General features: G+C 71.2%; 9 protein-coding genes. 3 read left to right on the forward strand and 6 right to left on the reverse strand.

Annotated features, from left to right (window positions below; translation table 11 throughout):
- Nucleotides 1-7: 7 nt before the first annotated feature.
- Nucleotides 8-709, reverse strand: coding sequence for a PPC domain-containing protein (locus ACNI65_RS17680; protein WP_416758332.1), 702 nt, complete (start codon nucleotides 707-709; stop codon nucleotides 8-10).
- Between the two features lie 225 nt (nucleotides 710-934).
- On the reverse strand, nucleotides 935-2,005 hold the full coding sequence (locus tag ACNI65_RS17685) for an AraC family transcriptional regulator (protein ID WP_416758334.1): 1,071 nt from the start codon (nucleotides 2,003-2,005) through the stop codon (nucleotides 935-937).
- An 84-nt stretch (nucleotides 2,006-2,089) separates the two neighbouring features.
- Here ACNI65_RS17685 and ACNI65_RS17690 point away from each other — a divergent pair, with 84 nt between their 5' ends.
- Nucleotides 2,090-3,379 (forward strand): MFS transporter, encoded by a 1,290-nt coding sequence (locus ACNI65_RS17690; protein WP_416758336.1) that lies wholly within the window; start codon nucleotides 2,090-2,092, stop codon nucleotides 3,377-3,379.
- A gap of 84 nt (nucleotides 3,380-3,463) precedes the next feature.
- On the opposite strand, the gene ACNI65_RS17695 is transcribed toward ACNI65_RS17690, so the two are convergent.
- The 4 genes from ACNI65_RS17695 to ACNI65_RS17710 form a co-directional block, all read right to left on the reverse strand.
- Nucleotides 3,464-5,020, reverse strand: a complete 1,557-nt coding sequence (locus tag ACNI65_RS17695; protein WP_416758338.1) for a methyl-accepting chemotaxis protein — start codon at nucleotides 5,018-5,020, stop codon at nucleotides 3,464-3,466.
- A gap of 177 nt (nucleotides 5,021-5,197) precedes the next feature.
- Nucleotides 5,198-7,129: a diguanylate cyclase domain-containing protein gene (locus tag ACNI65_RS17700; RefSeq protein ID WP_416758339.1), complete on the reverse strand. Its 1,932-nt coding sequence runs from the start codon at nucleotides 7,127-7,129 to the stop codon at nucleotides 5,198-5,200.
- Between the two features lie 47 nt (nucleotides 7,130-7,176).
- Nucleotides 7,177-7,599, reverse strand: coding sequence for a response regulator (locus ACNI65_RS17705; RefSeq protein WP_416758340.1), 423 nt, complete (start codon nucleotides 7,597-7,599; stop codon nucleotides 7,177-7,179).
- A 204-nt stretch (nucleotides 7,600-7,803) separates the two neighbouring features.
- Complete coding sequence (locus ACNI65_RS17710) at nucleotides 7,804-8,958, reverse strand: C4-dicarboxylate ABC transporter (protein WP_416758342.1); 1,155 nt, start codon at nucleotides 8,956-8,958, stop codon at nucleotides 7,804-7,806.
- 122 nt (nucleotides 8,959-9,080) lie between these two features.
- Here ACNI65_RS17710 and ACNI65_RS17715 point away from each other — a divergent pair, with 122 nt between their 5' ends.
- Nucleotides 9,081-9,968, forward strand: coding sequence for a LysR family transcriptional regulator (locus ACNI65_RS17715; RefSeq protein ID WP_416758343.1), 888 nt, complete (start codon nucleotides 9,081-9,083; stop codon nucleotides 9,966-9,968).
- A gap of 160 nt (nucleotides 9,969-10,128) precedes the next feature.
- Entirely contained in the window at nucleotides 10,129-12,192 is a 2,064-nt protein-coding gene (locus tag ACNI65_RS17720) for a CocE/NonD family hydrolase (RefSeq protein WP_416758344.1), read from the forward strand.
- Nucleotides 12,193-12,360: the final 168 nt, after the last annotated feature.

The following is a 12,360-nucleotide window of genomic DNA, read 5'->3' on the forward strand; positions in this document are numbered from 1 at the left end:
CGGCTCCTCAGGCGTCTTGGCGGATGTCGGGGGTCGCGGCCTTGCGGCGGCGGATCAGGCCGGCCGCGCCGAGCGCGGCGCCGGCCAGCAGCAGGCTGCCGGGTTCGGGCACATCCGAGGCGGCGGCCGACACGGCGGCGCCGGTCAGCACGATCTCGTAGTCGCCGAACTCGCTGGTGAGGCTGCTCCAGCCGGTCAGCGCGCCCGCGCCGGGATTGGCCGCGACGTTGCCGCCCTGCCCCAGCAGCGACGGGAAGATCGCCGAGCCGCCGCTCACCGGCGTGTAGCTCGCGCCGGTGATGGCCAGGTAGTACAGGCCGGTGACGGTGGGCATGTAGTTGCTCAGCGTGGACTGCGAGCCGCCGACGTTGCCGTCGTCGTCGTTGCCGATCAGGCCCTTGCCGGCGGCGTCGAACAGGTACAGCACCGTGTCGAAGAAGTTGAAGTCCAGGCCCGAGGCGGTGGTCGTCGCGGAGAACGCGGTGCCGGCGGTCAGGTAGATGGCGAACAGGTCGGCGTCGCCGTCGATGGAGCCCTGGATCGCGTCGAGCGCGCCGGTGCCCGAGAAGGCGGTGGCGGTGCCCAGCGTCTGGCCGGCATCGGCGCCTTCGACATAGACCGCGGCCGAGTGCGCCGAACCGGCCGCGCCCAGCAGCAGCGCGGCGATCGGCAACCAGGGGGTCTTGAAGCTCTTGTCTCGCGTGAACATCGAGGATCTCCGTCAGAAGTGGTGGACACGTCGCGGGATGGGCCCGCGCTGCGTGCGGTACTGAACGGAGCGCCTCGATGCGAAACGCATGCCACGGCCAAGCTTCAAACTAGGGGGACGCGCGCAAGTGCCGATGCCATCGGCGATATCCCGCACCGTGCGCCGTACACCCCGATCCATGGGGGATCCCCGCGACGCGGGGCTGTAAAGCGGGCCGACTCCGGGTTAGCCCGGAATGTGAAGCTCGCGTGACAGCGAGCGCCGCAAGGCGCCCGGCGGCTGGCCGACGATGCGCTTGAACGCGCGGCTGAACGAGGCCTCCGAGTCATACCCCAGCCGGTCCGCGGCGACGGCCACGCGCATGCCCTCCTGCGCGATCCAGCGCCGGGCCTGGAACATCTTGACCTTGGCGACGTATTTGGCCGGGCTCTCGCCGACGGTGCGGGTGAAGGCCTCGGCGAATCGCGAGCGCGACGCGCCCATCAGCCCGGCGAGCTCGGGCACGCGCCAGTCGCGTTCGGGTTCGGCGTGGATGGCGGCGATGACCTTGCCGATGCTGGGGCACTGCACGGCCGCGATCCAGCCGCTGGCATCGTTGCAGGCGCATTCGACCCAGGCGCGGATGATGCTCGCGGCGAGCACGTCGGCGAGTCGCGCGAGGATGCCGCAGGCGCCGATGCGATCGAGCGCGACCTCCCGCTCCATCGCCTCGAGCAGCGCCGGCACCGACGGATCGCGGCGAGCGAGGTCGTTGGCGCGCATCGCGTCGGGCATCATCGCCAGCAGCGGGTGCAGCGGATCGAGGTTGAAGCGCATCGCGCCGCAGAACATCACGTCGGGCGGCGTGTCGTCGTGCTGGTCCACCTTCCCGCCTGGATCGGTGGCGGCCGTGGCCGGATCGGCGAGGTGTTCCGAGCCGACGAGATAGATGTCCTCCGCGACCGCCCGGCGCGACAGCGAATCGATGTCCACCGCGGGCAGGTCGGGCGCGCTGGCCAGCACGTGCAGGCTGCCGCGCGGCAGCAGCACCGCGTCGCCGGCATTGAGCCGGACCCAGTCGCTGCCCGGCGTGCGCAGCCAGCAGCCGCCGCGCGCGACGAAGTGGAAACGCGCTTCCTGCCGGGCCGGGAAGGCCACCGCCCAGGGCGCGCGCAGCAGGCAGCGGCCGTACTCGACGCCCTCCAGCCGCAGCCCCAGCAGGATCTGCGTGAGCAGGTCAGCGGGCTTCAGCGGCGTCGGGGGCAACGGAGACGGCGGCGCGGACGGCAGCGCATCTCTGGAGGAATCGTCATGCATTTCGGCTCTTCCGACATGGAAACGCCGGGATGCTATCCCTAAGCTCAAAGCCATTCCCATCTCCGCGCCTTTGCGCCGCCCAACGTGACCTCACCCTGCACCGATTGCCTGGATGCCCGCCTCGCGGGCCAGGCACCTGCCTCGTCCTCACCGGGTGCCGCCCCGCCCCACCACCCCGACCCCGCCGAGCTCGCAGCCGCCGCGGCGGCCCACAGCGCCGAGCGGCCGCACTGGGTCGCGATCGGCGCGTTGACGCTGGGCGTCTTCGGGCTGGTGACCGCGGAGTTCCTGCCCGCCAGCCTGCTCACCGCGATGGCCTCCGACCTGGGCATCAGCGCGGGCGCGGCCGGCCAGACGGTGACCGCCACCGCGCTGGTGGGCGCGGTCGCCGCGCCGTCGATCCCGCTGCTGACCAGACGGCTGGACCGGCGGCTGGTGATGCTGGCGCTGACCCTGCTGCTGATCCTGTCCAACGTGCTGGCGGTGACGGCCTCGAGCCTGGGCGTGCTGCTCGCGGCCCGCGTCATCCTGGGCGTGGCGCTGGGCGGGTTCTGGTCGATGGCCGCGGCGCTGGCGATGCGGCTGGTGCCGGAGCGCCTCTTCGCGCGGGCCATGTCCGTGATCCTGACCGGCGTGTCGGTGGCCACCGTGTGCGCGGCGCCGATCGGCGCGTGGATGGGTGAGGTCTGGGGCTGGCGCAGCGCCTTCGTCGCCGCTGGCGTGCTGAGCGTGGTGACGCTGGCCGCGCAGCTGCTGACCATGCCGCGATTGCCGCCCAAGGACAACCCCGACCTGCGCGTGCTGGGCGAGCTGCTCACGCGCCCCGGCGTGCGCGTGGCGCTGCTGGCGGTGCTGCTGGTCATCTCGGGCCACTTCGCCGGGTTCACCTACATCCGGCCTCTGATGGAGAACGTCACCCACCTGCCGGTGCCGGCGATCTCGGCGGTGCTGCTGGGTTACGGCATCGGCGGCTTCTTCGGCAACCTGGCGGGCGGCTTCCTGGCCGAGCGCAGCGAGCGCCGCGCGATCGTCGCGGGCGGCTCGCTGATCGTGGTGCTCGCGGCCAGCCTGCTGATGGCGGGCGAATCGGCGTGGGTGACCACGGTGGCCGTGGTGCTGTGGGGCTTCGCCTTCGGTGCCTTCCCCGTCGGCTTCCAGACCTGGATCGTGCGCGCCGCGCCGGACCAGGCCGAGGGCGCGGGCGGTCTGCTCGTGGCGGCCTTCCAGATCGCGATCGCCAGCGGCGCGATCGGCGGCGGCATGCTCGTCGACCACATCGGCGCGCTGGGCGGTCCGACCTTCGCCGCCGCGGCGATCACGCTGGGCACGCTGCTGACGCTGCGGCATGGACCTCGGATGAAGACCTCGGCCTGAGACTGGAGACCAGCCGCCCCTGGGCCTCGTCTCGAGGCGGACGGGGGCGGCTGATCGGAACGGGCTGAAAAGTCCGGTCCGGTCTCAGGCCAGCCGGAACCGTGCCACCGACTGCACCAACGCGTCCGCCTGCTGCCGCAAGCTCTCCGCGGCGGCGGCGGACTCCTCGACGAGCGCGGCGTTCTGCTGCGTCACCTGGTCCATCTGGTTCACCGCCTCGCCGACCTGGTGCACGCCCTGCGACTGCTCGCGCGTGGCGCTGCTGATCTCGCCGACCACATCGGTCACGCGACCGATGGCGGCGACGATCTCGGCCATCGTCGCACCGGCCTGATCGACCTGGCCGTTGCCCTCCTCCACCCGCGACACGCTCGCCGCGATCAGCGACTTGATCTCGCGCGCGGCCTCGGCGCTGCGTCCGGCCAGCGCGCGCACCTCCGAGGCCACCACCGCGAAGCCCTTGCCGTGCTCGCCCGCGCGCGCCGCTTCCACCGCCGCGTTCAGCGCCAGGATGTTGGTCTGGAAGGCGATGCCGTCGATCGTGCCGATGATGTCGGCGATGCGGCGGCTGCTCTCGTCGATGCCGCGCATGGTCTCGACGAACTGCGCCACCACGACGCCGCCCCGCTGCGCCACCTCGCTGGCGGACCGCGCAAGCCGATCGGCCTGCTGCGCGTTCTCCGAGGTCTGCTGCACCGTCTCGCCGAGCTGCGTCATCGTGGCCGCGGTCTGCTCCAGCGCGCTGGCCTGCTCCTCGGTGCGCTGGCTCAGATCGCCGTTGCCCATCGCGATCTGCGCGCTCGCGCTGGCCACCGACTCGCTGCCCACGCGCACGCCGCCCACGACCTGGCGCAGGCTCAGCTGCATCTCGGCAAGCGCCGCGATCAGGCTGCGCTGATCGCCCGGGCGCACGCGGATCTCGCCGCTGAGATCGCCCTGCGCGACCTGACGCACCAGCCGCGCCGCCTCCGCCGGATCACCGCCCAGCAGACGGCGCACATGGTTCATCAGGAACAGCGCCAGCGCCACGGCCACCGCGATGGCCACCGTGGTCAGCGAGAGGCTCCAGCCGTGGCCGGCCGCGAAGTCGGCCTCGGCGTCCTTGCGCGACTGCTCGCTGCCCGCGGCGTTGTAGTCGGCGGTGCGCTCGATGGCCTTGACCCAGTTGTTGAAGCTGGTGCGCGACTCCCCACGGAAATGCGCCCGCGCCTGCGCGTCCTCGGCGTCGTTGCGGGAGAGATGCAGCAGCTTCTCCTGCGCCGCGAAGTAGACGTCGCGCGCGGCGACGACCTCGGCATACAGCCGGCGTTCCTCGTCGTTGCTGATGTAGGGCTGGTAGGCCTTCTCGGCCGCGGCCAGCTCCTGGCGGGCGCGAGTGATGTTGCCCTCGATCTGGGCGCGCTCCTGCGCATCGTCGGACAGCAGGTGATCGGGCTCCATGCGCCGGATCTGATTGGCCTTGACGCGGATCGCGGCCATGCTCTGGATGCTGGGCAGCCAGTCGTCGGCGATCTCGGTCGTGTTGTCGTGGACGCGGTTGAGCTGCAGCAGCCCCATCCCGCCGACCAGCGCGCACAGCGCCACCAGCACCACGAAGGACACGGTCAGCTGCGTCGACAGCCGCCAGGTTGCGATGTTCATGTGTTCTCCCCAAAACGCTGAACTCACGCCGCCGCGGTACCGCTGCCTACCGGCCTTCCCGCCTCGACGGCTCCCAGGACATCGGTGGATGTTGCCTCGGACTGGCCCGGCGCGGCACACCCCAGGCGCGGGACGGGCGGGCTGTCACCCATTGCGGGGACCGCGCTACCGAACATGTCATGCCGCCACCGCCCATTCGGAATGCACGTGACCGGCGATCTGGATCTGACCCTTGCCGGTGCGCTTGACCGCGTACATGGCCTCGTCCGCCGCGTGCAGCAGGTCGCGGCAGTTGTCGCCGCCGCCGCCGACCACCGCGCCGATGCTGGCGCCCACCGAGACCTTCTCGCCGCTGTCCAGCGTGATGCGGCGCTGGATCGAGAACAGGCAGCGCTGCAGCGTCTGCTCGACATCCTCGGGACGCGTGACGCCGGAGAGCAGGATCGCGAATTCGTCGCCGCCCAGGCGCGCCACCACGTCGTTGCCGCGCACCAGGTCCTGCAGCCGCTGCGCGACCTCGGTCAGGACCTCGTCGCCGGCCTCGTGGCCGTGCTGGTCGTTGATCGCCTTGAAGCCGTCCAGGTCCAGGTAGCAGACCGCGAAGCCGCGGCCGCTGCGGCGCGCGCCGTTGATCGCGTCACCGACCTTCTCCTCGAAGAGGCGCCGGTTGGGCAAACCCGTCAGCACGTCGCGCAGTGCCAGGTGCTGCGCCTGTTCCTCGCTGCGCTTGAGGCCGTCGATGTCCACCAGCATCCACATCGATTCGCTCTCGTTGAGCACGGTGCCGTGCAGGTCGACCCAGAACTCGGCGCCATCCAGGCGGCGCATGCGGATCTGCGTGTGGAAGCGGCTGCCCGGGCGCATCGTGGCCTGGCTGACGTCGCGCACGCGCGCATGGTCCTGCGGGCTGAGGAAGAGCTCCCGCGCGGGCTTGCCGATCATCTCGCCGGCGCCGAAGCCAAACATGCGCTCCAGCGCCAGGTTGGTCCACACGGCGTGGCTGTCGCGGATGCGGACCATGCCGATCAGGTCGTTCTGCAGCATCGCGTCCTGCTCGCGCGCCAGTTGCTGGAGCGAATCCTTGGCGCGGCGCTCACGGCGGTGCGTGCGGTGCAGCAGCGCGGACGCCGCCGCGATGGCCAGCGCCACGAGCGCGGCCAGCGCCGACTGCTGCACGACCTGCGTGCGCCAGCCCGCCAGGAAGTAGTCGCTGCTCATGCCGGTGAACAGCGTCATCTGGTAAGCGGGCACCTTGCGGTAGGCGGTGATGCGCTCGACCTTGTCCAGCGCGGTCGGGGTGATGTACACGCCGCGTTCGCGGTTCTGCTCCAGCGAGCGCAGCGCCTGCTCCGACAGCGACTTCTGACCGAAGCCCTTGGTCGACGAGGGTTCGCTGGCGGAGTAGCGCGCCACGAGGTTCATGCCGTCCGAGCGCAGCGAGACCGCGCCCGACGGGCCGAGCGCGACGCCGCTGAAGCGCTCGACGAAATGCTTGGCGGTGACGACGCCGTAGACGATGCCGGCGAAGTTGCCGTCGTGGTCGATCAGCCGGCGGGCCAGGATGATGCACCAGTGGTTCTGGGCACGGCTGTTCAGCGGCTCGGAGATCACCATCGCGTCGGTGTTGCGGGCCTGCGCGAAGTAGTCGCGGTCGCCGACGTTGAAGGGGCGCTCATCGGGCATCAGGCCGGTGGTGACGGTGCCGTTGACATCGGTGATGCGCAGCGCGGCGACCTGCGGCAGCAGGCCGCGTTGCTCCTCCATCAGCCGGGCGACCATGGCCAGCTGCTCCGGCGACTGGCGCGCGCTGCGGTAGCGCAGCGCGATGGTGGCCAGCGCGTTGTCGGTGTTGCGCAGCTCGGCGCCGACCTCCACGGCGATGTTCTGCGCCAGGTTCTCGACGACGTCGCGGGCGCGGTCGGTCTCGGTGGCGCGGTGGCTCCACAGGCTCAGCGCCGTCATGGCCGCCAGCGCGACGATCACCGCCACGTTGAAGGCCACCAGCCAGGACGACAGCGCGCCGCGCGGCAGCCACGAGAACGCGGGCATCCGCGGCCATGCGGGCAGCGTCAACTGGCGGAGTGAAGGCAGGGTCAGCGCGAACTTCATGGCGGTCCTCCCGGGGCGTCGGTGCGTTCCGGCGCGTCGTTGCGCGCTCAGCCGTTGGCCACGGCCCGCTGGCCATGGCGCATCGGATGCAGCGGTCCATTGGCCGCGGCGCGCTTGCACAGATCGTGCAGGTCGCTCAGCAGCTGCTCGAAATCGAAGGCCTTGTCATAGAAGGCGTCGGCGCCATGACGGCGGCAGGCGGCGGCGTGGGTGCCGGCGTCCTCGCCGCTGAGGACGAAGACCTGGCCGGCATAGTCCTGGTCGCGCAGACGGTTCAGCACGGACAGGCCGGTGCCTTGCGCCAGGCGCAGGTCCAGCAGCACGACGTCGGGGACGGTGGCCAGGACGGCGTCGACGGCCTCGTCCTCGCCGGAAGCCTGGGCGACGACGCGCAGGCCGTCGAGCTTCTCGGCACGGCGGACGAGCAGTTGGCGCACGGGCAGGTGGTCTTCGATGACAGCGACTTTCATGGCTGTCATCGTCGTTGCCCGGCGGGTCGATCACCAGCCTGCGGCGCCCTCACGCGATGAGCGCCAGTTGCGGCAGCCGGTGTAGGCGCTTGACCTACACGGGCAGGCACTCGTGAAGGACTGCGCGGAATCCCCTCGCCCGCGCAGCGGGAGAGGGGTGGGGGTGAGGGCTCGGGGAGGTGCTCGGTGCCCTTCGCAGAGCCCTCACCCCCCGCCCTCTCCCGCTTCGCGGGCGAGGGAGCCGAAGGGGCGGATCGCGGCGTCGACCTTCCCTGCCAGATCGATCAGCGTGCGCGCCAGCACCAGCGCCCACAACGCGATCAGCGCGGCGCCCATCGCGGTTCCCAGCGTGGCCAGCGCGGCGAAACCGGTCACCTTGGCCAATTGCAGCGTGGCCAGCGTGTAGACGCCCAGCGGGAAGGTGAAACCCCACCAGCCGAGGTTGAACGGCAGCCCGTCGCGCCAGCCGTCGCGCAGGTAATGCCGCGTGAACATCAACGCGCAGGCCAGCCACCACAGCCCGGCGCCCCACAGCAGCAAGGCACCGACCAGACCCAGGTCGCGCGCCGCGCCCATGGCCTCGGCAAGCGGCGTGGCGGCGAAGGCGTGGGCGGCGGCGTCGCCCAGCGTGAGCAGTCCCAGCGCGCCGGTGCCGATCGGCCCCAGCGTGAGCCAGCTCGTCACGCCGAGCTCGCGGGCCGGCAGCTTGTGCAGGATCAGCCGGATCAGCACCAGCGTCAGGATCGAGAACGCCAGCGGCACCGAGATCCCCCAGAGCACGTAACCGGCGCCGGTGACCCACTGCGCCGTCGCGGCGGGCAGATGTGGCGCGAGCACCGCGGCGCTCGAGGCCGCCACCTCGGGCGCCACGACCGGCAGCAGCAGCGCGGCGGTGACGCGCTCCAGGCGATGGTCCTGGCGCGTGATCACCCAGAAGGGCACGCCCACGGCGACGACCACGGCCAGCACCGCGTCGGCGATCCACAGCGCGAGCGCCCAGGACACGACGGCCGGGGAAGTGGCACCCGCGGCGCCGGCGCCCTCGAACAGCACCAGCCCGTTGATCACCGGCACCAGCCCCATCGGCAGCGCGCCGAAGAACATCGACTGCAGCGGATGGGCGAGCAGCTCGTCCAGCGCGCGCCGATCCAGCATCAGCCGCGCCAGCAGCAGCATCACGAACACCGCGTAGACCAGCGCGTCCAGCAGCCACAGCGCGTGGGCGGCGGCATGCAGCACGCGGCCAGGTTCGCCGCCCACCGGCAGCGCCGCCAGCACGAGCGCGGCGGCGCCGGTGCCCATGGTCAGGGCGAACCAGTTGGGCGTGAAACCGTGGATGACGCGGAGCAGCAACTTCATGGCCGCTATTGTGGAAATCGCATAAGGATATGAAAAATACATATTTCTGATTCAATCCATGCCTGGCGTGCATGTCACGCGAAGAATCGCCCCGACACGATCACCCCGCCTGGACGCACGCGATGAACTTCACCCACCTCGCCGCCTTCCAGGCGGTCGTCGAGACCGGCAGCGTCACCGCGGCCGCCCTGCGGCTGCATGTCAGCCAGCCGGCGCTCACGCGCGAGATCCGCGCGCTGGAGGAGCGCCTGGGGGTCGCGCTCTTCGACCGCTTGCCGCGCGGCATGGCGCCCACCGAGGCCGGCCGGCTGCTGGCGGGCTACGGCGCGCAGATCTTCAAGCTGGCCGACGCGGCGGAGGCCGCGGTCGAAGAGCTCGCCGGACTGCGGCGCGGGCACCTGGCGCTGGCGGCCAGCCGCACCACCGGCGCCTACGTGCTGCCGGCGATCCTGGACGAGTTCCGGCAGCGCCATCCGGACGTGTCGCTGGCCCTGTCGGTGTCCAACACCGACCAGGTGCAGGCCGAGGTCCGGGCGATGGAAGCGCAGCTCGGCCTGATCGAGGGCCCGCATGACACCGACACCTTCGAGGCCTTGCCGCTGGGCGAGGATGAGATCGTGGCCGTCGCCGGCGCCACCCACCCGCTGGCGCGGCGTCGTGGATTGACGGCGGCGGCGCTGGGCGAAGCGGAGCTCGTCATGCGCGAGCCGGGCTCGGGCACGCGCGAGGTCGTCGCCCGCGCGTACGCGTCGCTGGGGCTGACGCTGTCGCCGAGGCTCTCCATCGGCAGCCCGGACGCGATCAAGCGGCTGCTGCGGTTGGGGAACGCGGTGTCGTGGGTGTCGCGCCGATCCATCGAGGAGGAACTCGCGGCAAAGGTGCTCGTCGTGCTGCCGGTGCGCGATTTGCGCATCGTGCGCGAGCTCTCCATGATCTGGCATCGCGATCGCACGCCCAGTCCGAGTGCGCTGGCCTTTCGCGCGTTGGCGCAGGCGATCGCGGCTGCCTGAAACGGGGCGCCGCCGAGGCAAACCCCGTACCCATCGGGGCCATTTCGGCCTCCTGATTTCCCTCATGGCGGTGCGCGCGCGGACCGGCATAGTCGGCGGGCTTCATGCCCACAGAGTCGCGACCAGCGACCACCCGACCTCGGGATCAAGGAGACAAGACATGACCCTGGCCCTTCCCCACCGGCGAGGCAAGACGGCGTTCGTCCGCGCGATGATCGCGGCGTTGAGCGCCTGCGCGACGCTCGGCGCGCACGCGCAGACGACGACGCTGGGCACCCGCGGCACGCTGGCCGCGCCCAACCCGGCAGTCACCGACAACGCCGGAGCCACGTGGCCCTCGACGGCCTACACGCGCGGACCGGACTACCCGAGGGCGGTCACGCTGCCGCTGCAGTTCATCAAGCTGTCCTCGGGCAAGCAGCTCGCGGTGCTGGTGTCCAAGCCGGCGGACCTGCTGGGCTTTCCGAAGTCCGGGCGCTTCCCGGTGGTGCTGACGCAAACGGCATATCGCATCGACGTCGGCCAGTTCCTCGGCGTGTTCACGCCGGCAGGCGGCAACACGCTGCTCATCGGTGGACTGGACCAGTACATGGTCCGCCGCGGCTACGTCACGGTGGCCATCGACGCGCACGGCACCGGCATGAGCGGCGGCGTCACGCAGCTGATCGGCGAGGAGGAGCAGCAGGCCTATCGCGAGGCCGTCGAGTGGGTGACGCGCCAATCGTTCTTCAACGGCAGCATCGGCGTGGCGGGTACGTCCTACCTCGGCATCAGCTCGCTGCTGACCGCGGGCCAGCAGCATCCGGCGGTGAAGGCCGCCTTCGCGCAGGTGCCCATGGGCGATGCCTACCGCGGCGTGGCCGCGACGGGCGGGATGTTCAACGCGCAGTTCCTGAGCACCTGGCTGCCGCTGACGCAATCGCTGAGCGTGGCCAACGCGCCCGAGCTGCTGCTCAATCCGTGGTTCGCGAGCCAGATCAACGCGGCGACGGCGGACCACGTCGCAGCGATCGGCACCTGGTACGCGCCGACCTTCGACGGCTTCGTCGGGGGCACCAGCGGCATCGCCACTGATGACGGCAACTTCTGGGCGTCGCGCTCGCCGGTGGAGAGCGCCGGGAAGATCCGCGTGCCGACCTTCATCGTGGGCGCGTCGCTGGACATCTTCCAGCGCGACCAGCCGCTGCTGTACGAGCAGCTCAAGCGCAACGTCACGGCCAAGCTGGCGATCCTGCCGGGCGCGCATCTGCAGTCGGTGCAATCGGGTATGAGCGGCTACGGCGGCGCGCCGTCGTACGGGCCGCCGAGCACGACCTCGCTGCTGCTGCAGTGGTTCGACCGCTACCTGCAGGGGCGCGCGAGCGGCGCGGAGGCGTTGCCCACGGTCACGCAGTTCGTCGATGGTTACGGGAGCGGCGGCAAGGCGCGCTTCGCGACCGCGAGCGACTGGCCGCATCCGCGCATGGCGCCGCAGCGCTGGTACCTGCAGCCCGACGGCAGCTTGTCCTCGCGCCAGCCGGCGGTGGCGGCGGGCTGGACGGTGACCGAGCCGCCCGCGCCGACGGCCACGCGCGGGTCGGTGCTCGGCACGGTGTTCACCGCGAGCGTGCAGGTGCGCGACCACAGCGACTGCTCGGCCAGCCAGGTGCAATGGACGCTGGGCCTGGCGGGGCTGCTGCCGCTGCCGTGCTACTCCGACAGCGCGCGGGTGGAGTCGCTGCAGGGCGCGGTGGTCTACGAGACCGCGCCGCTGGCGCAGGACCTCTACCTGAACGGACCGATCCAGGCCGACCTGTGGATCTCGGCGACGCGCACGCAGGCGGCGCTGTCGGTGCGGGTGGATGACGTGGACCCCGCGACGGGAGCGGTGAAGCCGCTGACGCACGGGTTGATGTCGGCGGCGCATCGGGCGGTGGATCCGAGCCGCTCGCGTTTCGTCAACGGCACGATGATCCAGCCCTGGCATCCGTTCACCGCGTCCACGGCGCAACCGGTGGTGGCCAACGAGCCGATGCTGGTGCCGGTGGAGGTGTTCCCGGTGGCGGCGCTGGTGCGCGCAGGTCACCGGCTGAGGATCGCGATCAGCGCGAGCAACCAGGCGCAGGGCATCTGGCCGACGCCGCTGCAGCGTCAGGCCGACGGCAACGTGACGACGATCCACGCCAGTCCGCAACGGCCGTCGAGCATCGTGCTGCCGGTGGTGCCGGCGTCGGAGCTCAATTGAGCTGACACACGCGCGATGTCATGCGACAGCGGGGTCGGCAAGTCCTGACCCCGCGAACGTCCATGGCTTCTATCGGTATGCGAGGGGGGACCGGCCTACTCGGATCAGTCTCCCCCATCGATGCGCTCTTCGGAGGGAGTGTCTTTCGCGCCTCGCCTGCCGACACTG

The sequence above is a fragment of the Roseateles sp. So40a genome (assembly GCF_048081605.1).
Taxonomy (GTDB): Bacteria; Pseudomonadota; Gammaproteobacteria; order Burkholderiales; family Burkholderiaceae_C; genus Roseateles.